We start from the raw sequence: 20,498 nt of genomic DNA on the forward strand, positions 1-20,498 counted from the left end.
GGACGGCGGGCGGTGTCCACCAGCGCTTCGGCCGCCGCAGCGGCGGCAAGGCCGATACCGTCGGCGCTCACCATGAGGATGATCGTCTCCGGCGAGGGGCAGCTCGCCGGCGGTTTCGTCGGGCTGGCCGTCGAGGAGAGTTTGCATGGCATAGCCGCTATGACCGGGCGACGTCCTGCGGACCGGGGTACGGTGCGGATGCGCACCCTGACCTTCAATCGAAAGGACGAGGTGGTCCAACGCTTCACAGCCGTCCTCCTGGTGCCGCGGAGCGCCGGGTTGCCAGGGTAGCGACAGGTTGGTAATGGTTAGTTTACCAACATAGGGAGCGGCCGGGCATGGCGCCCGGCCCGGGGGAGCTTGACCATGGATATCGAACGGGTCGTCGCGGAACCGGCAAAGCTGGGGGAAAGCCCGATCTGGTCGGTCGGCGAGCAGAAGCTCTATCGGGTCGACATAGACGGCCGGGCCCTGCACCGGTTCGACCCCTCCACCGGCCGGGACGAGAGTTGGCCGATGCCGGAAGAGATCGGCTGCATCGCGACGCGCCGGGACCACCGCATGCTGCTGGCGCTCCGCAACGGGTTCGCCAATTTCGATCCCCGGACGGGCGACCTGGTCCGTCTGCTCGACCCGGAAGCCGACAAGCCCGACAACCGCTTCAACGACGGCACCACCGACAGCAGGGGCCGCTTCTGGGCCGGCACCATGCGCATGGGAACCCCGGGGGAGCGGCCGGAGGGTGCTTTCTATCGTCTCGATGGGGATCTCGGATGCCATCGCATGATCGACGGGTTCTGGACGACCAACGGCCTCGCCTTCAGTCCCGATGGGCGGACGCTGTACCTGTCCGACAGCAACGCCAAGGTCCGGACCATCTGGGCCTTCGACTATGATGCGGTTGACGGCGTTCCGTCGAACCGCCGCGTCTTCGTCGATACCAAGGGCATGGCCGGCCGGCCCGACGGCGGCGCCTGTGACGCCGACGGCTGCTACTGGATGGCCGGAATCGGCGGCGGCGAACTGGTACGCTTCACGCCCGCAGGCGCGATCGACCGCACTATCAAGGTACCCTGCCGCACCCCGACCAAGATCGCGTTCGGCGGGCCCGACCTGGACGTCATCTACATGACTTCGCTCCAGAAGGCCGGCGACGAGCCGGACCCGCTGGCCGGATGCCTGCTCGCGATCACCGGGACGGGCGTCACCGGTGTGGAAATACCGCCGTTTGCCGGCTGAAAGTACTTTTGGAATAATTCGAAAACAGAATTAAAGCAGGACCATTGCGGAAATTTTTCCGAACTACACCCACTGTACCAGAACAGATAGGATACAATATCAGCAAAAGTAGGTTTTTAATAGTTCTAATGTAGCGCTTCATCCATTTCGTAGATTATCTGTAGCAATAGGACCCAACCCAAAGGAGATACGGGATGTCCATTGCTACGTTTGAACGGAATATTACCGTCAAAAATGATTCCTTGGAGGATGGAAGCAGCGCCATCCCCAGCGCCGCGACCGACATACGCGCCGGCATGTACAATCGGCTGCCGGCCTTCGTGCAGCCTTTCCTGACATGGCTGACGGCCCGTCCCGCTCCGGGCGAGGAGGCGCGGTCCCACTCGGCCCTTTTCCATGTGGTGACGGCCTTCGGCGCCCTGGGCGCCGGCGTGACGCTCAGCCTTGTGGCGCTGTACCTCTCCGGTCCATGGCTGGCGACGCTGCCCTTCCTGCTCATCCTGTCGTCGTCGGGCATGGGCAAGCTCCAGGCCGTGGTGTTCCATCATTGCGCCCACGGCACGGTGTTCCGCAAACGGGAAACGAACCGGCTGGTCGGGGAAACCATCTCAATCCTGCTGCTGATGAAGCATTTCGACGTCTACCAGCATGAACACATGCTGCACCACAGCCCCAACAAGCTGCTGACCCACGAGGATGAATTCACCCAGTTCGTCATGAACCTGGCCGGACTGCGGCCCGGCCTGCCCAAGCCGGTGCTGTGGCGCCGGGTGATCGTCAGCTTCGTTTCGCCCTTCTTCCACCTGCGATTCCTGCTGGCGCGGGTCTCGTCCTGCCTGCTCTCCCACTCGACGGTCCACAACCTGATCGGCTGGGCGGCCTGGAGCGGCCTGTTCTATCTCGTCTGGCTGACCGGGACCTGGACCGAGGTGGCGGTCGCGTGGCTTCTCCCGGTCACCGTCCTGCTCCAGATCGGCACGGCGCTGCGGACCCTGTGCGAGCACCGCTTCCCGGAACAGGAAGTGATCGACGCGCGCGGCAAGACCTTCGTCTGCCTCGCCACCGCCGGCGTCTTCCCCGGGTCCCCGGTCCCGGCGCAGTCCGCGACCACCCCGGGCGGCTTGCTGGCCTGGGCCGGCTGGTGGACGTCGATGCTGACGGTCCACCTGTTCTCCCGCGTGTTCGTGCTGGTCGGCGATGCCCCCTGCCATGACTTCCACCACCGCCGCCCCGCGTCGCGCCGCTGGACCGACTACATCCACGCCCGCCAGAAGGATGCCGACACGGGCTGCCAGAGCTTCCCGCTCGGCTATATCGAGACCTGGGGCCTTGTGCAGGCGATCGACGAGAACCTCGCATCCCTGAGCACCGCCGGAAAGATCTGAACCGGGAACTTCGACGGGTGCCGCCGAAGCCGCGAACTGCCCGAGAAGCGGGTACCGCGGCAGTAGCTCCGCAAGGGATTCCGCTTTACGGAGTTCGTTTCGACGGGTCAGGCGCGGTAAAAGACCGACGCCGACCCATCGGCGACGCGCTGCCGGGGAAGCTGGATGGTCACCGTGGTGCCCCGTCCCGGTTCGCTCTCGATGGTGAGCGTGCCGCCGTGGCGTTCCGCGAGCGTCCTGCACAGCGGCAGTCCGAGCCCGGTCCCGCCGAACCGGCGGGTATAGGTATTCTCAAGCTGACAGAACGGCTCCATGGCGCGGGGAATATCCTCCGGCGCGATGCCGATGCCCGTGTCGATGACCTGGAGTAGCGCTCCGCCGTCGTCGGTCAGATCGGCCCGGATCTCGACACGACCTCCGGCCGGCGTGAACTTGACCGCGTTCCCGACGAGGTTGATCAGGATCTGACGGATGCGGGTCGCGTCCGCGAGGATGGCCGGCATTCCGCTGCGGATGCCGACCGCCAGCGTGACCCCCCGGGTCCGAGCCAGGGGCGTGACGGCTCCCAGCGCCGCGGCGGCGGCCTGGTTGAGATCGACATGTTCCTCCCGCAGGGTGGCCCGGCCGGACTGCAGGCGGGAGAAATCGAGGATGTCCTGGATCAGGTTCAGGAGGTGCTGGCCGTTCTCATGGATGTCGGAAGCATATTCCCGGTACTTCTCCTGCGGAGCCGACCCGTAGAACTCGTCCCGGATGATCTCCGAAAAGCCGATGATCGCGTTCAGGGGGGTACGCAGCTCATGGCTTAGATTGGCCAGGAAGGCCGCCTTGATCGAGTTGGCCTCCTCGGCCGCGATCTTCGCGATGCGCAACTCCTCCTCGACCCGGCGGCGCTGCATGATGTCGGCGAAGACGCCGAGCGCCGCCTCGACGATCTCGCGGTCGTCCGGGCCGAACGGCCTCGATACATTGGCCTCCATCCTGTTGCCGAGCAGCAGCGCTATGCCCGACGCCGGATCATAGGCCCAGATCACGAACGGCAGGCCGAGCGCTTCCGTCAGGACGGCGGCGACCTCGTCGCCGGCTTCCCGCGAGGAGGTGAAGTAGAACTCCGGCGGCTCCGCCAGCGGCACGTCCTCCACCGGGCGCGGACGGCCGAACCCCAGCCGGTTGGCGATGGTGAACAATCCCCGGTGCGGGTCGCGCCGCAGGATGGCGGCCCGATCGCAGACCAGGTTGTCCAGCACGATCTCCAGCATGCGGTTGCCGACCGCCTCCTCCGAGGCATCGACATTGACGAGGCCGAACGCGGTCCGGAGCAAACGGGCTGCCGTGCGTGACCTGCGCGCCTCCCGGTGAGCCCGGCTCTGGTCCTCCTGAAGGCGCAGGACGCGGGCACCCAGATCGTTGCATTGCCGACGGTAGAAGGCGAGTTCGCGTTCCAGATCCTCGACCTTGCGCTCCGTCATTCCCGCCCCTGTCCCGTCCTTATGGACCACGGTCGCCGTGCAGGATGGTCAGGACGGCGGTCCAGTCCAGCGAACGGCTCTGTTCCTCCCCGACGGGGGCGATCTCGACGCCCGAGTACAGGCCCAGCAAGGGTGCCGGTATGGCAATCTCGTCGAGCAGAACTTCCGCCTCCTCGATCTCCGATCCGCTCCGGGCACTCGCCCGTCCGGCGCAGTCTATGTAGAGCGCCAGAATGGGTTGCCGGCCGGAAAACCGCTCGTTCATCAGGCGCACGCCGTCACGAACACTTTGTACCATCAATCCATTGTCCCGCGACATGATCTGTACGACAGACCCCGAACGAAAGTCCGGTTCGAACAAAGTTATGGACCGGCGCTCCGGAGATGCCTGCAGGATCAAGCGGTTTACATAGCGGTTCTCGTCGTATTCGGCAAACGGATCACCGTGCTTCTCGCCGAGTGTAACCATAAGAGACAAGGCCCTGCCCTGGCTTTCGCCGATCTCGATTCCAAGCATCCCCTCCAACACCGAGAGCGCCGGCCGGCCGTCGAGCTCCAGAACCTCCGCGCCGTCGACCGCCGTGATGGTCATGAACGCGCTGACGGGCACGCAGCCGTGGAGAATGGCTGTTTCGGCGCCGACCGAGGGCGGCAGGACGATGGCGACGGCGGCGTGCTTGCGCGGACGGGTGCCGTCGAAGACATAACCGTCGGACAGGTTCATGTCGGTCAGGGTCCCGGCACCGACCAGATGGGGGCGGCGGCCGCCGAGCCCCTGGTAAATGCCTTCGACCAGGGGGCTGGCCGGGTGCAGGCGCGGCGGTACGGTCGAGGCGACGCTGTCGTAGAACAGCAGGACGACGCGCCCGTCGTCGACCACAGCCCGGAGCTGGTCGCCGAGCCGTCGGCCCGCCGGCCCCTCGCCGTCGAGCAGCCCGTCATCGACCAGGATGGCCGGTTTGCCGAGACTGGCCGGAAACAGTCCTACGGCGACCTCGAATCCGCTGTAGCCGAATCCCGCCCCTGTGATGCCGCCCGCCGCCGAACCGCCGACGACCGCGATGGCTCCGACCACCCCGCGAAGACCCGCGAGGACCAGTGCAGGATCATGCTTGCCGCCGCAGAAGAGCAGTGCCCATCCCGGCGCCTCGTCCGCGTCCAGCAACGCTACCGCACGACGCGCAGCTTCCGAGCCGGCTTCCTTAGGATCGGGATTGTTGCTGCGGCCGACGCCGATCAAGATCCGTCCCTTCCTCCCTCTTTCCCGTCTCCCTCTTGTCCGACGAGCCGGAAGCTGGCGTGCCGTCGGACCAGCTTGAGCAGTTCGGGCGCGGAAATCGGCTTCGCCACGTACTCGTCGCACCCGGCAAGACGGATCACGGCCTCATCCTCCGGCGTCGCATAGGCGGTCACCGCGATCACGGGGATCTTGCGGAGCTGATCGCTGCTCCTGATCGCCCTGGCGACATCGACGCCCGACATGTCGGGCAGGCCGATATCCAGCAGGATGACGTTCGGCATGAACTGCAACGCCTGGTCAAGCGCCTGCTCGCCATCGGTCGCCGTCAAGGTCGTGTAGCCGGCCGCCTGCAGCAGGTCGTCCAGCAGCTTCAAATTGAATGCGTTGTCTTCAACGATCAGCACGGTCCTTGTGGGAAGCGGAGGCTTGCCTTCGGCACCTCCCCCTCGACGGTAGGGCTCCGGTGCTGCCGGGGGAGACGCACCTTCACCGGGAACAAGAGACAATCGCCGCGGCATACGAACCTGTTATCGAAATGGAACTTCAATATCTCTCACCTGATTGGGGATATCCAGAAGAAAAATCATGCGAACGATCGGCGAACAGGCCTAACAAAGCCCCCCCTCGCGCGTCGAACCGGTTGCCAATGGCGTTTTATTAAACTTGCGTTGCCTTACTTTGAAATCGCGAGCAACAAGCTGCGAAAATGATAATGATTTCGGATCAGTCGAAATTTCACCCGATGGCTGGAATCCTGTGGGCCGGATGGAGCCAGGCGGCGGCGCCGGGCATCTTCCGCTTAGCAGCATCGGCAGCGGCCAGCCCGGGGGTCCTGACCCTGGCTCTCAGCGGTTCTCGATCGCCCAGCCCCGATAGAACAGGGCGAAACCGACGAACGCCATCGCGAGGGCGATGACCATTCCGAAGCCGCCGATTTCCATCTCGATCCAGAAAGCGTTCAACAACACGCTGAAGAAGATCACGACGAAGCCCGCCAGGGCCTGCGGCGTCTGCGAGCACTTCTGTATGCGGTGGAGCCGTGTCCAGTACATCCCGGTTCTTCCTTCCCCGCCGGCGATCCACATGGTCCGCCCAACCGGTCGGGACTGTCGTACCCGACCGCGGTGGCTGCCCAACCGTTGTGGTGCGCATTGTTGCTTGCGCGCCAGTTAGGCGGATTCCTTCGAACGCTTCAACGGTTCCAAAGGAGAATGGCGGGCGATCAAACGTCGCAGGCCCGCCGCGCCGTTCCGGTCCGGAGCGTCTTCGGTCGTCGTCACTTCGGACTAATGGCAAGACGCCGAAAGCGGCATATGATCTCTCGCAAGCCGTCGAACGACAGGAAAGGACGGCACTTCAGGGGAGAGAAACGATGTGCAGAGTATTCGCCATGCAGGACCCCGCCTCCTATGCCTGCGAGACGCGGGCCGTCCGGCTTCACGGCCACACGACGAGCATCCGGCTGGAGGCCGAGTTCTGGGCGATCCTGGAGGAGATCGCCGGCCGCGAAGGGCTGACGCTGTCGCGGTTCCTCTGCACCCTTCATGACGAGGTGTTGCAGCAGCAGGGCGACGTGCCGAACTTCGCCTCCATGCTTCGGGTCACCTGCGCGCTGTACCTGCGCGACCCGGCCGCTCATGCGGCGGCGATCGCAGGTCGGCGGATGCGGAAAATCAATGCTGTAGTAGCATGATACTACCTCCCGCCTGAATCGCCGCCCTAGGATTTCGCTTGCAAGAGCGAAAGACCAGGGAGGCGGAACCACCATGGCCAAAGTCATCCACGCGATGATCCGCGTGCTGGATGAGGACAGGTCGCGCGACTTCTACGGCCGGGCATTCGGCCTGGAGGCGGCGGACCGTTACGAGTTCGAGGGTTTCACCCTCGTTTACCTGCGCAACCGGGAGGCCGACTTCGAGGTCGAGCTGACCGTCAATCACGGCCGGACCGAACCCTATGTCCATGGCGACGGATACGGGCACATCGCGGTCGCCGTGGACGACCTGGACGCCGAGCACGGCCGGTTCACCCGGCTCGGCTTCAACCCCAACCCGATCAAGGAATTCATGCGCGACGGCGCCCTCATGGCGCGCTTCTTCTTCGTGCAGGACCCCGACGGCTACAAGGTGGAGGTGCTGCAGCGCCACGGCCGATACCGCTGAGCCGGCCGAAGAAGCGACGGAAAAGACGTCTTCCAAGAAACGTATCCGACACTCCGTCTCCGAGGGAGGAGCACAATGAGGACCATCGACAAACGGATCAGGGTAACCCGGCGCAATTTTCTGAAATCGGGCGCTGCCGTCGCCGGCGTCACGGCCCTGGCTAGCGGGACCGTCGCGGTCTCCCCGTCCGGCGCCTGGGCGATGACCGCGAAGCATCTCAAGCCGGACAGCATGGTGACCCTGGTCCGGATGGCGCGGGACCTGTACCCGCACGACCGGCTGGGCGAGGTCCATTATGCCCGCGCGATCGAGCCCTATGACGGCAAGGCCGGCGAAAACGGGGAGCTGAAGCGGCTGATCGAGGACGGCGTGGCCGGGCTCGACACCGCGGCCCGGGCCAAGTACGCCCGCCCCTATGCCGATGTCGTCGAGGAGGGCGATCGGATCGCCCTTCTGAAATCGATCGAGACCACCCCGTTCTTCCAGAAGATCCGCGGCGACATGGTCGTGGCGCTCTACAACCAGCCGGAGGTGTGGGTGAAGTTCGGCTACGAAGGGTCCTCCGCCGAACATGGCGGCTACCTGGAACGGGGCTTCGACGACATCGACTGGCTGAAAAACGCCTGAGCGGGAGGGATCGGGATCATGGCTGCGAAGTTCGACCTCAACGACGACGGCGTCGTGGTGATCGTGGGCTCGGGCGCCGGCGGCGGCACGCTCGGTAACGAGCTGGCCCAGAAGGGCGTCAAGGTGGTGGTGCTGGAAGCGGGACCCCGCGTGGAGATGGAGGAGTTCGTCAACAACGAGTGGGAATCCTTCTCGCAGATCAGCTGGCTCGACAAGCGGACGACGTCGGGAAGCTGGCGCGTCGCCAAGGATTTCGCCGGGCTGCCGGCCTGGATCGTCAAGGCGGTCGGCGGCTCGACCATCCATTGGGCAGGCGCCAGCCTGCGGTTCCAGGAGCACGAGTTCAAGACAAGGACCCATTACGGCGAACTGGCCGGGGCCAACCTGCTGGACTGGCCGGTCACGCTGGCTGAGCTGGAGCCCTACTACGCCAAGGCGGAGCACAAGATGGGCGTGACCGGGACCAGCGGCATCCCCCGCCTGCCCGGCAACAACAACTACAAGGTGCTGGCGGCGGGCGCCAAGGCGCTGGGCTACAAGGAGTTCCACACCGGCAACATGGCGATCAACCCGCAGGAGCGCGACGGCCGGGCGGCATGCCGACAGATCGGCTTCTGCTTCCAGGGCTGCAAGACCGGGGCGAAATGGTCCACCCTGATGGCGGAAATACCCAAGGGCGAGGCGACCGGCAACCTTGAGGTCAGGTCCGACGCCCAGGTCCTGAAGATCGAGCATGACGCCTCGGGCAAGGTGACCGGCGTGCTCTACGGCGACAAGGCCGGCAACGTCATGCGCCAGAAGGCCCGGGTCGTCGCGGTCGCCGGCAACTCGATCGAGAGTCCCCGGCTGCTGCTGAACTCGGCATCCGGCATGTTCCCCGACGGTCTCGCCAACAGTTCCGGCCAGGTCGGGCGCAACTACATGCGCCACACCACCGGATCGGTCTACGCAGTGTTCGAGAAGCCGGTCCACATGTACCGCGGCACGACGATGGCCGGTATCATCCGGGACGAGTCGCGATTCGACCCGTCGCGGGGCTTCGCCGGCGGATACGAACTGGAGACGCTCTCGCTGGGCCTGCCGTTCATGGCGGCGTTCCTCAATCCCGGCGCCTGGGGCCGCGGCTTCACGTCGGCCCTGGACGGCTACGACCACATGGCCGGCATGTGGATCGTGGGCGAGGACATGCCCCAGGAAAGCAACCGCATCACCCTGCACGCGACCGAGAAGGACGGGTTCGGCCAGCCGATCCCGAACGTGCATTTCGACGACCATCCCAACGACGTCGCGATGCGCAACCACGCCTTCCGCCAGGGGTCGGCCGTCTACGACGCGGTGGGAGCCACCCGCACGATCCACACCCCGCCCTACCCTTCCACCCACAATCTCGGGACCAACCGGATGAGCGAGAAGGCGCGGGACGGCGTGGTCAACAAGCACGGGCAGGCGCACGACGTGAAGAACCTGTTCGTGTCCGACGGCAGCCAGTTCACCACCGGGGCCGCCTGCAACCCCACCCTGACCATCGTCTCGCTGGCCATCCGTCAGGCCGATTTCATCGCGGACCGGATGAGCAAGCGCGAGATCTGACGCCAGTCCGGCGGATGGTCCGGCGGGCGCGCGGCCAGGAAGGCCGCGCGCCCTTCTCGATTCCGGCAGCCGTCGACATCGGCTGTCGAATCGGCGCATCCCAGGACGGCCCCGGCCCGCAGGGCCGACGCCGAGATCCCGCGGGAACGTTAGGGTCCGACGTCGGGGCTGCCGTCCATGGGCCGGGGCAATTCGCTTTCCGGTAAACCCTCCCGCGCGCGACATATATGTTGGTGCGCATTTGCCGCGAAAAGTGTATAAACCCAGGCGCCGCGTCGTAGGCGAATGGAAAATTCAGTACTTTGGCGGTTTCCTCTCGCTACGGACTCGCAAATTGTTAAGAAGGGCTTAATTTGCCCACAATCGAGGTCCATATACGCGGTGCGACACTTGTTGATGCTTGTCGTGGTTGGAGCCACCCGTTCTCCCTCTTCAGGAATACCCTATGCCACCCGATGACACCGGGGTGCAGACAATGTGCGCCTCGACCCCCACGCCTGCGACCTTTCAGGACAGAAAGCAGGCAGCTCGCCGCTGGGCTCAACAGCTCGCGGCCTTCAAGCAACCCGTCCTGGGGCGCAGCGTCGGACAGATCGGAACGACCTTGTTGCCGCTCGCCGGGCTGACCATACTGATGGGCTTCAGCCTGCAGGTGGGATACTGGCTGACACTGCTGCTCTCGGTTCCCGCCGCGTTCTTCCTGGTGCGGGCATTCATTCTTCAGCATGACTGCGGTCACGGCAGCCTGTTCAAGTCCGGCTGGGCCAACGACGCGCTCGGGCGCTGCCTCTCCGTGCTGACCATGACCCCCTATGGCTACTGGAAACGCGAGCACGCGATCCACCATGCCACGTCGGGTAACCTGGAAAAGCGCGGGATCGGCGACATCACCACCCTGACCGTCCGCGAATACCTGGCCCTCTCCCGCTGGGGCCGGCTGCGCTACCGGCTGTACCGGCACCCGATCGTGCTGTTCGGCATCGGCCCCGCCTTCATGTTCCTGATCCGTCACCGGATAGCGATCGGGGACGGCACCAACGACCGTGCCGCCTGGATCAGCGTGCTGGGCACCAACGCCGCGATCCTGGCAGCTTTCGCCGCAGCCTCGCTGGCGTTCGGCTGGGTGCCGGTCCTGATGGTCTGGGGACCGGTCATCCTGCTGGCCGCGACGATCGGCATCTGGATGTTCTATGTGCAGCACCAGTTCGAAGGGGTCCAGTGGCACCATGAGGAGGAGTGGGATTTCCACGCCTCGGCACTGGACGGCTGCTCCTTCTACGATCTGCCGCGGTGGCTGCACTGGCTGACCGGATATATCGGCTATCACCACGTCCACCACCTGTCGTCCAAGATCCCGAATTACCGGTTGCGGGATTGCCATCTCTCGATCCCCGATCTCCAGCGCGTCCGCTCCCTCGGCCTGATCGAGAGCTTGAAGACCGTAAGCCTCGCCCTGTGGGATGAAGACAACCGCAGGATGATCCGTTTCGGGGACCTGCGCGAGCGCATGGCCTGACGCCGGCCGCGGGGGAGCGCCGGGCCGGCGCTCCCCCGCCGACGAACCGTCAGCCGATCAGGCCAGCAGCCACGCCGCCTTGCCCGGCTGCATCGAGCCGACATCGTTGGACCCGATACCCATCAGGGTCACCAACTCGTCCACCTTGCCGTCGTGATGGACCCAGACGGCCACGGCGCTCGGCCCCTTGGCGACCACCTCGACAGCGTAGTCCGAGCCATGGCCCGACATCAGGGGCCGAAGGTCCAGGATATCCTGGCCGACCTTGAAGTCCATGATCACGTCGCCCTTGTCTCCAAGGCCGTTGAACACGAACCTGTCGCTTCCGCCGCCGCCGTACAGCAGGTCGGCGCCGCCACCCCCAGTGATGATGTCCTTGCCGTCATTGCCCTTGATGATGTTCGACAGGCCGTTGCCGGTCAGGGTCATGCCGCCGGCCCTGAGCCCGATCAGGTTCTCGACATTGTCGGGCGCCGTGAAGGCGACGTCCCAGACCTTGACGGTGTCGATGCCCTCGCCCGGCTTCTCGACCACCTTGTCGTAGATGCTCCCGGCCACGTAGGTGTCGTCGCCCTTGCCGCCTTTCATGACGTCATGGCCGGAGCCGCCGTCGAGCTGTTCGTTCTTGTCGGTACCGGTCAGGATGTCGGCCTTCGACGTACCCTTGAGCGTCGCGGTGAAGCCGGCGCTCTCCCGCCATTGGGCCACGGTGGGCAACGGCGTCGGCGCCGAACCGGAGCCGGCCGGGCTGAAGCCGAAATCGTCGGCGGCGAAGGCGGCGAGCTTGGTGTTCAGGAACTTGAGCGTCTGCCCGCCGCCCAGGTCCAGCACGACATCGGCGCCCGACTGCTTCATGGCCGCCTTGACCGCCGCGAAGCTGGTGAAGGAGCCCCCTTCCAGGCGCACGGTGTCGCCCGCGCCAGCCCCGGCCTTGAAGTCGGTGATGACGTCGTTGCCCTTGCCCTTGGCGATGACGAACACATCGTTGCCGCCGCCGCCCGTCAGGCGATCGTTGCCCGCGCCACCATCAAGCACGTCGTTGCCCGCGCCGCCCTTGATCACGTTGTCCTTGGCATTGCCGGTGACCTTGGAGCCGGCCGAGCGCGTCACGTTGGCGTTCTCGACCGACGACGGCATGGTGTAGGAGGCGTCGGTCACCGTCACGGTGTCGACCGGATCGGACGGCTTGGGCGGCGTCCCGCCGGAGGCGGGACCTCCCGAGTTGGGACCGGCCTTGCCGTTCCACACGCCGTCGAAGCGGTTGTTCGAAACCTGCAGGCCCTTGCCCTGCCCGGACTCGACGTTCAGCCAGTTGTTCGACCGGTTGATGGTGTTGTTGGTGATCGTGATGTCCGAAGACGGAGTGGCCTGGCCGCCGGTCTTGCCGGCCGCGACGTTGACGACGGTGTAGTATTTGGGATTGCCGGCCAGCAGGTTGCCGGTCGCCGTGCTGTCGACCGCGCCCAGGAAGTTGAGCGGGCGCTTGCCCACGTCGAAGACCTCGTTGCCGATCGCGACGACGTTCTTCGCTTCGTAGTCGCGCATGCCCGGGCGCATCCACTTGGGCGTCGTCCAGCCGCCGATGGAGATGCCGTCGACATCGACGTCGTGGACCCTGTTGTACTCGATCCGGACATTCGTCGAGCCGCCCTTGGCGAACAGGCCCGCGACGCCGGTGACCTTGGAAATGTCGTTGCGGGCGATGACGCTGTCATTGACCGCCACGAAATCGATGCCCTGGTCGCCGGCGCCGATGATGGTGTTGTCCAGGATATGGATGTTGTCGCCCTGGGAGATCTTGATGCCATCCATGCCGGCGCCGCGGATGATATTGTCCTCGACGACGATGTTCTTGACCATGTCCTTGAAGTCAGTACCGGCCATGCCGAACTGAATGCCGTTCTGCTTGGACTGCGCGGTCACGTCGAAGCCGCGGACGACGATGTTCTCCTCGCCGAAACCGGCGATCGTCGCGGTCCCGCCACTGGCGGGCTTGATCTTCGCCGCTCCGTTGCCGTCGGCCGAGATCAACCAGATCGGCGCCTTTTCCGTACCGCTGTGCTTGAAGTTGACGTTCTCAACATACGTGCCGGCCTTCACCATGACGGCCGTTCCAGGCGTCGCCTTGTCCAATGCAGCCTGGATCGTTTTGAATGGTGAGCTTTCCGATCCACTGTTGCTGTTGCTGCCCTTGTTGGAAACCCAAATGGTGCGCTGCGGCGCGATGTTGGAAAACGGGGTCACGTTCCAGTTCCTCTCGAATTTCAGCGAGGGCCGACCCGCGAACATCTCCGCGGCATTTCAGCCCTTCATTCAACTCCCGTATCATCTGATAGGGTTACTTCTTTCGAGAGAATGTCCTGGACGATTTAATAGACCGTTACCGTCAAGCCCATGCCGCTAGTGAAATTGGGCGGAAAACCGATACGTGGGAAATACTCCGAATTCAGAAACAATTCCGATGCATGGAAAAACCCTTGCTATATCTGGGATTACGGGCGTTTTCCTGCGGCTCTGAGCCAGTGGCAGGCAGCTCTATTAAGAGATATTCAAGTATCCGTACCTGAAAACGATCACAGCCCGGTCGGATCCGTGTCACAACGCCGTACCGACTTTTGTCGAAACGGCAGACGCCTTTTTTGCTCCCCCGCTCCGGTCGATTGGATGTAATTTCCGGATCGTCCGCTGTACAGATAAGTACAAATCATCAAATCGCTGCACCAGATCCGCATGAAGTCTGCTTTAACCGAGTAAAAGACCTCTTTTGCTCAAGCGGAGATCGGACTGTAACGCACAATCAAAGAGTGGCATGATAATGGGCGATCGTCTGATCTGGGTTTCCAAATCCGGAAGCAACTCCAACTCCGGCAGTTCTTCATCTCCCCTGAAAACTATTCAGGCTGCAATCGACCGCGCTTCGGGTGGCACCGACATCATGGTCAAGGCGGGCACCTATGTTGAGAATGTCCGGGTCCGAAAGGATGACATTTCGCTGATTTCGGCTGATGGAAACCATGAGGCGACGATCAAGGCGGCCTCTCAGGGACGTGCGGCGATCAGCGGCTTCGGGGTCGAGGGGATCAAGATCAAGGGCTTCGAGATCGACGGGCCGTCCGGTTCAAACGCCGTCCATTTCGGCATGTCGGGCCGCGGCTTCGGCGATCCGATCCGCGACCTGACCATCCAGGACAACAAGATCCACAGTTCCGGCCTGGACGGCATCAAGGTTTCGCAGGCATACAACGTCAAAGTGCTGAACAACGATGTGTCCGGCTCCGGCGAAGAGGGGATCGACTTCGTCGCGGTCAATAATTCGCGCATCGCGGGCAACGACGTGTCCGGCAGCGACGGGCCGTCCGCTCTCGGGGTCAAGGGCGGATCGTCCAACGTCACGATCGAGAACAACAAGGTCTGGGATTCCAAGGCCGCGGGCATCAGCGTGGGCGGCTGGACGACGGACAAGTGGATGTGGCCGAACGCGCGCAGCTATGAGGCCAAGGACCTGACGGTCGTCGGCAACGAGGTCCGGGACGTGGGCAAGGCCGCCATCCTCGTCTCCGGCGCGCGGGACAGCTATATCGGCGACAACTATCTTGACCCCGATAACGGCCAGAAGGCCGCGATCTGGGTGGATCGCAGCAAGGCGGCCCACCCGAGCCCCATCTACTCCAAGGACATCTCCATCGAGGGCAACTTCTTCGAAAGCTCCAAACTGGTGCAGGTGAACAAGGGCAACGGCGGCGGCTTGGATGTCAGCGACAACACCGCGGCCGCCTCTGGGCAGAAGGGCGCCTGGGCTTCCGCCAGGAGCGCGGGCGACGTGGCCGGGGCCTCGGACGAAGCGGCCTCCGGCGTGATCGCGATCGCCCGTGAGGATCTGCCGGAGGGCTACGACCTCCGGAACGGCGGAGACCTGCCGGACGTCCGCATCGTCGTGGGCGACGAGTCCGTGGTCTATACCCCGATCCGCGACGGCGGCGTCGATGCGGGGAACCTGCCGGACGATGCCGTTCCGGCGGCTGACTACCTGTTCTTCAAAACGGCCGACAAACCGGCCGGGAGTGATGCGGCCGACGATGCCGCAGCGATCCTCACCGGATGGCACGCGATCGACGGGGCGCCGCAGCCGGAACTGCCAGGCATCGATCAGGCTAGCTCTTCCGCATCCGGGTGGATGCTCTAAAGGATCTTTACCTCCTCTCTCTTTCGGGGAAATCCCCGCCCTCTTCCGGCTAATCCCATCCGGAAGAGGGCAATCCGGGAATTGTGCCAAATTGGTCTCCGGCATGGTTAATTATCGTTTAATTTTTTGGGTTGACGTCGAAACAAAATCCAGTCATGGGCATTGCTCGCGTGACGATATTAACCATAATGGGGCTGGTTTTATGCATTTTCGCGGTAAATCAGGGGCGGTGTCGAGGCGATCGCTGTTGGCGGGCGGGATTTCCGCAGCACTCCTCTCAGTGATCAGGCCAGCCGCCGCGGCGGTCGCTCCGGTGAAGGATAGACAGCTTCACCTTTACCATCGCCAGACCGGCGAATTCTTCAAGGAAACCTATTTCGAAGACGGCTTTTACCGGGTCGATGCGCTGGACCAGATCAACTGGGTGCTGCGTGACTGGCGAACCGACGCGACGACCCCGATAGACCCCGCCCTGCTCGACATCCTGTACAACGTCGCGAACAGCGTCGATGCCGGCAAGCCTTTCGAGATCCTGTCCGGGTACCGCACGCCCGCGACCAACGCGGCCCTGCGCCGGCACGGCATCCGGACGGCTTCGCACAGTTATCATATGGTTGGCCAAGCGGTCGACATCACGCTTCCGGGAGTCAGCCTGCGCAATATGCGGAAGGCCGCCCTCGCGCTCGGCAAGGGCGGCGTCGGCTATTATCCCAGGTCGGGCTTCATCCACGTCGATACCGGCGACGTCCGGCAGTGGAACGGTCGCTGACGAACTCCGGCGCCTGCCGGAGGACCTTATGGAGCGCCGGCCTCCGGCTGACCAGCGCTCCGCGTCCGTCTGCCGACGGATCAATCAGGGAATGCGGAGCATCTGACCCGGATAGATCTTGTCCGGATGCTCCAGCATCGGCCGGTTGGCCTCGAAGATCGCCTGATACTTGTTGGGATCCCCATAAAACTCCTTCGATACCTTCGAAAGCGTGTCGCCTTTCCTGACCGTATAGAAGCGTGATTCAGGCGCCGCGTTGGCGGCCGCCGGAGTGGCGGCAGCGGCGGGCGCGGCGCCTTCGGCCAGGGTCAGGCGGTCCTCCACCTTCGCGACGCCATGCACGTTGCCAAGCGCCAGGACGATCTTCTCGCGCTGCTCCTGCGACGGGGCGGTACCGGAAACGGTGACGATGTCGTCCTTCACGTCGACCGTGAAATCCTTGGCCTCGAGGCCGAGCTTGGTGACTTCGGCGCGCAGCTCTTCCGGTGTCGGGGCGTCGCTGCCGATACCCAGCTTGCGGCCCGCATCCTTGACAAAATCGAAGAAGCCCATGGTGTTCTCCTCAAAGGGGGTGGACCGGGTGTGGAAACGGGACGGGCCGCCGGGGCGGGCCCGTCACTGAACTGGACAACAAACACCCGGGCGGTCCCGCGGTTGCGTGGAGGGCCGGGCTGCGGGAGCCTAGAAGCCGGTCAGGACGATCTTGCCGATCGACCGCCCGCTCTCCAGGGCTTGGTGGGCCTTGCGCAGGTTCGCGGCATTGATCGTGCCGAATTCCTGTCCGAGGGTGGTCCTGATAAGTCCCTCGTCGACCAGGGCCGAGACCTCGTCGAGCAGCTTGTGCTGCTGGATCATGTCGGGCGTCTCGTGCATGGCGCGGACGAACATCAGCTCGATGTGAAGGGTCCCGGCCTTGCCCTTGATCTGCATGACGTCCAGGGACGCCGGATCGTCGATCAGGGTGATCTCGCCCTGCGGGGCCAGCACCTTGACGATCTCCGCCCAGTGCTTGTCGGTGTGCGTCAGGGACAGGACGTAGCGCACGGTCGGATGCCCGATCCTCGCCAGTTCCTCCGACAGGGGCTTCGAATGGTCGATCACGTGATGCCCGCCCGAGGCCGCCACCCAATCCCTGGTTTCCGGCCGGGAGGCCGTGCCGATGATGGTCAGGTTGGTCAGCCTGCGGGCGAGTTGAACCGCGATCGACCCGACGCCCCCGGCCGCCCCGATGATCAGGATGGCGTCGTCGGTCGGTGCCTTGCCGATCGGAATGCGGAACCGGTCGAACAGGCATTCCCACGCGGTGATGGCGGTCAGCGGCAACGCGGCGGCCTGGGTGAACGAAAGGCTTCTGGGCTTGTGGCCGGCGATTCGCTCGTCCACCAGTCCGTATTCCGCGTTGCTGCCCGGGCGGGTGATGCTGCCGGCATAGAAGACCTCGTCGCCGGGCTTGAAAAGGGTGGCGTCACGCCCGACCGCCTCCACCACGCCGGCGGCATCCCATCCCAGGATCACCGGCTGTCCGGGCGTTCCGGCGCGTCGCATGCGGACCTTGGTATCGACGGGATTGACCGACACCGCCTCGATCCGCACCAGCAGGTCGCGCGGTCCCGGTTCCGGCCTGGGCGCTTCGAAGTCGAACAGGGAGCGTTCTTCCGAGATGGGCAGGCTTTCGATGTAGCCGACGGCTTTCATGTGCTTGTTCTCCTTCATGAACCTGTCGCCGAGATGGATCATCGGCGCTGATCATATAATTGGCTTGAACCCGAATTGACCATTTGACCTCATGTCGGTCACCGCTCCCGCCTCCTTCGGGCGCCAGTACAACTCGCCGATCCTGCCCGAACTCCTGAAGGTCCATCCCAGGCTGCGGGTGCGGATGCACCTGATGGACCATGTGGTCGATGTCGTGGCGCAGGGGATCGACGTCGCCATCCGCATCGGCGCTGCCCGACAGCACGCTGGTGGCGACGCGGCTGTTGCCGATCCTTGGGGAATACCCGCTGGCGGGCGACAGCGCGATCCGGGCGGTCTATCCCAGTGTACGCTCGCTGCCGGTACGGGTCAGGCTGTTCATCCATTTCCTGAAGCAAAGCTTCGGGCAACCGCCTCCCTACCGGGATACCGCGGACGCCGCCGAAGGGCAGTGATGCTCCTTACTAAATGATTAATTCTTATTCTCACCGCTAACGTGTTATTAACCATCCCTATCGACGCGGGTGCTGCGCACCCCTCCTCCTTCAAGGGATCCCACGATGACGACCCGCATGGGCAGCCCGGTACGCGATGTCCTTTACGGAACCCGGTGGGCGGACACGCTCCGCGGCGGAGCCGGCAACGACTACCTGAACGGACAGGGCGGCAACGACAGCCTGTTCGGCGGCACGGGTGACGACAAACTGGACGGCGGAACCGGCGACGACACGCTGCGGGGAGGCGACGGGATCGACACCCTGTTCGGCGGAGACGGCTCGGACGTCCTCCACGGCGACGCCGGCAACGACTATCTCTCCGGCGGCGCCGGTTTCGACCAGCTCTTCGGCGGCGCCGGCAACGACCGTCTGGTCGGCGGCGAAGGGACCAACGACTTGTCCGGCGGTAGCGGCAACGACGTCCTGGTTCTGGAAGAACATGGGACGGTCCGGGAGACCGCCTCCCGTTTCTCCGGCGGGACGGGGCACGACACCCTGCACGTCATCGCGGACGGTGCCCGGGTGCTGGTGGATCCCTACACCGGATCGACCGCGACGGCACCGGCGCGCATCTCGATCGATCTCGACGACGCGGGGTCCGGTGGCAGCCTGTGGTTCCAGGACCGCAATGGCTGGGCCTTCGAAGCGGCGGGCACGCTCGACGGGATCGAGGCCTTCACCGTCTCCGACGATACCCGGCTGGACTTCCATGGCGGAGCCGGCGACGCGACGGTCACCGGCGGCCGTCACGCCGACCTGTTCGAGGGCGGATCGGGCGACGAGACCTTTGCCGGCGGCGGCGGGGCCGACCTGTTCCTGATGTCCTGGCACGGCCCGTCCCAGGGAATGGGCCATGACCGGATCACCGGCTTCAAAGCCGCCGAAGGCGACCGCATCGCTTCCGCGTTCTTCACCGGGACGCACGGTGTCGATCTGAAAACGAGCTGGATCGAGAAGAACGGACATACGATCTTCACCAGCCGGATGCCCGACGGAACGGTCGTCCACACGCTCGACGTGGACGCCGTCGGGCTGCCCAAGGGAACCATGGCCGACCACGGCTGGGTGTGAGGCTTCGGGCGCGGCCGTCAGGCGAACCGGTGGATCGTGGTCGAACGAAAGGCTTCGCCGGGGTCCAGGCGGGTCGACGGGAAATGCGGGCGATTGGGCGAGTCCGGGAAATGCTGGGTTTCCAGGCACAGCGCATCGCCCTGGCGGTAGAGCTTCCCGGCGGCGCCGGTCAGCGTGCCGTCGAGATAATTGCCGCTGTAGAACTGGACGCCGGGCTCGGTCGTCAGCACCTCCATCACCCGTCCCGACACCGGGTCGCGCACCCGGGCGGCCAGCGTCAGTTCACCGGGCGAAGGCTTGTCGAGCACATAGTTGTGATCGTAGCCCCGCGTGATGGCAAGCTGCGGATGACCGTCGCGCAGGCGGGCGCCGATCATGGTGGGCCGGGTGAAGTCGAACGGCGTTCCCGCCACCGGTTCGACGGCGCCGGTCGGAATCGAGGTCTGGTCGACCGGCGTGTAGTGCGAGGCGTTCAGGTAGACCTCGTGCCCCTCGACGGTGCCGGAGCCGTCGCCCGCCAGGTTGAAGAAGCTGTGGTTGGTCAGGTTGACGACGGTCGGCCGGTCGGTGACCGCGTGGTAATCGATCCGCAGCGTATTGTCGTCGCCGAGCGTGTAGGTGACGGTCACGTCGAGGGTGCCGGGATAGCCCTCCTCCCCATGGGCGCTCCGGTATGACAGGGCGAGCACGCCGTCCCCGGCGCGGTCGGCCCGCCAGATCCGGGTGTTGAAGCCGTCCGGGCCGCCATGCAGGGCGTTGGGACCGTTGTTGACGGCCAGCGTGAAATCCTCGCCGTCGAGAGTGAACCGGCCCTTCGCGATCCGGTTGGCGTAACGGCCGATGATGGCGCCGAAATAGCGGCCGGGCTCCGCGTAATCTTCCAGCCGGTCGAAGCCCAGGACGACGTTGGCGACGCGGCCCGCGGAGTCCGGCACATGGAGCGCCTTGACGACGCCCCCGTAGGTCAGGATCTCCACCGTCATCCCGCCGTCGTTCGCCAGCGTGTGGAGGTCGACGCCCTCGCCGAAGGGCCGTTTCTCATGCCTTGCCATGCC

Annotated in this window: 20 protein-coding genes and 1 pseudogene; 13 read left to right on the top strand and 8 right to left on the bottom strand. The window is 64.6% G+C overall.

Annotated elements, in window-relative coordinates:
* Nucleotides 1-12 precede the first annotated feature (12 nt).
* The 3 genes from DPR14_RS16140 (at nucleotide 13) to DPR14_RS16150 (ending at nucleotide 2,624) form a co-directional block, all read left to right on the top strand.
* Nucleotides 13-291 carry a hotdog family protein gene (locus DPR14_RS16140; RefSeq protein ID WP_158046065.1) on the top strand — a complete coding sequence of 93 codons (279 nt, stop codon included), beginning with the start codon at nucleotides 13-15 and terminating at the stop codon, nucleotides 289-291.
* Nucleotides 292-366: 75 nt separating this feature from the next.
* Nucleotides 367-1,239, top strand: a complete 873-nt coding sequence (locus DPR14_RS16145) for an SMP-30/gluconolactonase/LRE family protein (protein ID WP_158046066.1) — start codon at nucleotides 367-369, stop codon at nucleotides 1,237-1,239.
* 242 nt (nucleotides 1,240-1,481) lie between these two features.
* On the top strand, nucleotides 1,482-2,624 hold the full coding sequence (locus DPR14_RS16150) for a fatty acid desaturase (RefSeq protein ID WP_192498976.1): 1,143 nt from the start codon (nucleotides 1,482-1,484) through the stop codon (nucleotides 2,622-2,624).
* Nucleotides 2,625-2,731: 107 nt separating this feature from the next.
* On the opposite strand, the gene DPR14_RS16155 is transcribed toward DPR14_RS16150, so the two are convergent.
* From DPR14_RS16155 to DPR14_RS16170, 4 genes are all read right to left on the bottom strand, one after another.
* Nucleotides 2,732-4,093 carry a sensor histidine kinase gene (locus DPR14_RS16155; RefSeq protein WP_158046068.1) on the bottom strand — a complete coding sequence of 454 codons (1,362 nt, stop codon included), beginning with the start codon at nucleotides 4,091-4,093 and terminating at the stop codon, nucleotides 2,732-2,734.
* A 19-nt stretch (nucleotides 4,094-4,112) separates the two neighbouring features.
* Complete coding sequence (locus DPR14_RS16160) at nucleotides 4,113-5,333, bottom strand: FIST signal transduction protein (RefSeq protein ID WP_192498977.1); 1,221 nt, start codon at nucleotides 5,331-5,333, stop codon at nucleotides 4,113-4,115.
* Nucleotides 5,330-5,737 carry a response regulator gene (locus DPR14_RS16165; protein ID WP_246148223.1) on the bottom strand — a complete coding sequence of 136 codons (408 nt, stop codon included), beginning with the start codon at nucleotides 5,735-5,737 and terminating at the stop codon, nucleotides 5,330-5,332. The genes DPR14_RS16160 and DPR14_RS16165 overlap by 4 nt, the downstream gene beginning before the upstream one ends.
* 441 nt (nucleotides 5,738-6,178) lie before the next feature.
* Nucleotides 6,179-6,385 (bottom strand): hypothetical protein, encoded by a 207-nt coding sequence (locus tag DPR14_RS16170; protein ID WP_158046071.1) that lies wholly within the window; start codon nucleotides 6,383-6,385, stop codon nucleotides 6,179-6,181.
* A gap of 320 nt (nucleotides 6,386-6,705) precedes the next feature.
* Between DPR14_RS16170 and DPR14_RS16175 the strand changes: the two genes are divergently transcribed.
* The 5 genes from DPR14_RS16175 (at nucleotide 6,706) to DPR14_RS16195 (ending at nucleotide 11,228) form a co-directional block, all read left to right on the top strand.
* On the top strand, nucleotides 6,706-7,026 hold the full coding sequence (locus DPR14_RS16175) for a ribbon-helix-helix domain-containing protein (protein WP_158046072.1): 321 nt from the start codon (nucleotides 6,706-6,708) through the stop codon (nucleotides 7,024-7,026).
* A gap of 73 nt (nucleotides 7,027-7,099) precedes the next feature.
* On the top strand, nucleotides 7,100-7,495 hold the full coding sequence (locus tag DPR14_RS16180) for a VOC family protein (RefSeq protein ID WP_158046073.1): 396 nt from the start codon (nucleotides 7,100-7,102) through the stop codon (nucleotides 7,493-7,495).
* A gap of 75 nt (nucleotides 7,496-7,570) precedes the next feature.
* Nucleotides 7,571-8,122 carry a twin-arginine translocation signal domain-containing protein gene (locus tag DPR14_RS16185; protein WP_158046074.1) on the top strand — a complete coding sequence of 184 codons (552 nt, stop codon included), beginning with the start codon at nucleotides 7,571-7,573 and terminating at the stop codon, nucleotides 8,120-8,122.
* An 18-nt stretch (nucleotides 8,123-8,140) separates the two neighbouring features.
* Entirely contained in the window at nucleotides 8,141-9,712 is a 1,572-nt protein-coding gene (locus DPR14_RS16190; RefSeq protein ID WP_158046075.1) for a GMC family oxidoreductase, read from the top strand.
* A gap of 607 nt (nucleotides 9,713-10,319) precedes the next feature.
* Complete coding sequence (locus DPR14_RS16195) at nucleotides 10,320-11,228, top strand: fatty acid desaturase (protein WP_211103789.1); 909 nt, start codon at nucleotides 10,320-10,322, stop codon at nucleotides 11,226-11,228.
* Nucleotides 11,229-11,285: 57 nt separating this feature from the next.
* On the opposite strand, the gene DPR14_RS28735 is transcribed toward DPR14_RS16195, so the two are convergent.
* Nucleotides 11,286-13,472: a right-handed parallel beta-helix repeat-containing protein gene (locus DPR14_RS28735; RefSeq protein ID WP_192498978.1), complete on the bottom strand. Its 2,187-nt coding sequence runs from the start codon at nucleotides 13,470-13,472 to the stop codon at nucleotides 11,286-11,288.
* 520 nt (nucleotides 13,473-13,992) lie between these two features.
* Here DPR14_RS28735 and DPR14_RS16205 point away from each other — a divergent pair.
* A complete protein-coding gene (locus DPR14_RS16205) occupies nucleotides 13,993-15,411 on the top strand; it encodes a right-handed parallel beta-helix repeat-containing protein (protein WP_158046077.1) in 1,419 nt (472 codons plus the stop codon).
* 91 nt (nucleotides 15,412-15,502) lie between these two features.
* Entirely contained in the window at nucleotides 15,503-16,180 is a 678-nt protein-coding gene (gene mepK / locus DPR14_RS27465; protein ID WP_211103790.1) for a peptidoglycan L,D-endopeptidase MepK, read from the top strand.
* Between the two features lie 84 nt (nucleotides 16,181-16,264).
* Here mepK and lysM read toward each other — a convergent pair whose 3' ends face one another.
* A complete protein-coding gene (lysM, locus tag DPR14_RS16215) occupies nucleotides 16,265-16,732 on the bottom strand; it encodes a peptidoglycan-binding protein LysM (protein WP_158046079.1) in 468 nt (155 codons plus the stop codon).
* Nucleotides 16,733-16,861: 129 nt separating this feature from the next.
* Nucleotides 16,862-17,917 carry a zinc-binding alcohol dehydrogenase family protein gene (locus DPR14_RS16220; RefSeq protein ID WP_425500943.1) on the bottom strand — a complete coding sequence of 352 codons (1,056 nt, stop codon included), beginning with the start codon at nucleotides 17,915-17,917 and terminating at the stop codon, nucleotides 16,862-16,864.
* 49 nt (nucleotides 17,918-17,966) lie between these two features.
* On the opposite strand from DPR14_RS16220, the pseudogene DPR14_RS29120 reads away from it, so the two are divergent.
* The 3 genes and pseudogenes from DPR14_RS29120 to DPR14_RS16230 form a co-directional block, all read left to right on the top strand.
* Nucleotides 17,967-18,071 (top strand): annotated as a pseudogene (locus tag DPR14_RS29120) (LysR family transcriptional regulator); the annotation flags it as partial.
* Between the two features lie 13 nt (nucleotides 18,072-18,084).
* Complete coding sequence (locus DPR14_RS28295; RefSeq protein WP_246148225.1) at nucleotides 18,085-18,330, top strand: hypothetical protein; 246 nt, start codon at nucleotides 18,085-18,087, stop codon at nucleotides 18,328-18,330.
* Nucleotides 18,331-18,435: 105 nt separating this feature from the next.
* The gene (locus tag DPR14_RS16230) at nucleotides 18,436-19,443 is read left to right on the top strand and encodes a calcium-binding protein (protein WP_158046081.1); all 1,008 of its coding nucleotides are present in this window, start codon (nucleotides 18,436-18,438) and stop codon (nucleotides 19,441-19,443) included.
* Between the two features lie 17 nt (nucleotides 19,444-19,460).
* On the opposite strand, the gene DPR14_RS16235 is transcribed toward DPR14_RS16230, so the two are convergent.
* A complete protein-coding gene (locus tag DPR14_RS16235) occupies nucleotides 19,461-20,495 on the bottom strand; it encodes an aldose epimerase family protein (RefSeq protein ID WP_158046082.1) in 1,035 nt (344 codons plus the stop codon).
* Nucleotides 20,496-20,498 lie beyond the last annotated feature (3 nt).

It is taken from the genome of Skermanella pratensis, from assembly GCF_008843145.1.
GTDB classification, from domain to species: Bacteria; Pseudomonadota; Alphaproteobacteria; order Azospirillales; family Azospirillaceae; genus Skermanella; species Skermanella pratensis.

Bases quoted from the DNA above. Each gene is read 5' to 3' on its own strand.
- DPR14_RS16145 (WP_158046066.1), top strand. From the start codon at position 367: ATGGATATCGAACGGGTCGTCGCGGAACCGGCAAAGCTGGGGGAAAGC.
- DPR14_RS16155 (WP_158046068.1), bottom strand. From the start codon at position 4,093: ATGACGGAGCGCAAGGTCGAGGATCTGGAACGCGAACTCGCCTTCTAC.
- DPR14_RS16170 (WP_158046071.1), bottom strand. From the start codon at position 6,385: ATGTACTGGACACGGCTCCACCGCATACAGAAGTGCTCGCAGACGCCG.
- DPR14_RS16175 (WP_158046072.1), top strand. From the start codon at position 6,706: ATGTGCAGAGTATTCGCCATGCAGGACCCCGCCTCCTATGCCTGCGAG.
- DPR14_RS16180 (WP_158046073.1), top strand. From the start codon at position 7,100: ATGGCCAAAGTCATCCACGCGATGATCCGCGTGCTGGATGAGGACAGG.
- DPR14_RS16185 (WP_158046074.1), top strand. From the start codon at position 7,571: ATGAGGACCATCGACAAACGGATCAGGGTAACCCGGCGCAATTTTCTG.
- DPR14_RS16190 (WP_158046075.1), top strand. From the start codon at position 8,141: ATGGCTGCGAAGTTCGACCTCAACGACGACGGCGTCGTGGTGATCGTG.
- lysM (WP_158046079.1), bottom strand. From the start codon at position 16,732: ATGGGCTTCTTCGATTTTGTCAAGGATGCGGGCCGCAAGCTGGGTATC.
- DPR14_RS16220 (WP_425500943.1), bottom strand. From the start codon at position 17,917: ATGATCCATCTCGGCGACAGGTTCATGAAGGAGAACAAGCACATGAAA.
- DPR14_RS28295 (WP_246148225.1), top strand. From the start codon at position 18,085: ATGTCGTGGCGCAGGGGATCGACGTCGCCATCCGCATCGGCGCTGCCC.
- DPR14_RS16230 (WP_158046081.1), top strand. From the start codon at position 18,436: ATGACGACCCGCATGGGCAGCCCGGTACGCGATGTCCTTTACGGAACC.
- DPR14_RS16235 (WP_158046082.1), bottom strand. From the start codon at position 20,495: ATGGCAAGGCATGAGAAACGGCCCTTCGGCGAGGGCGTCGACCTCCAC.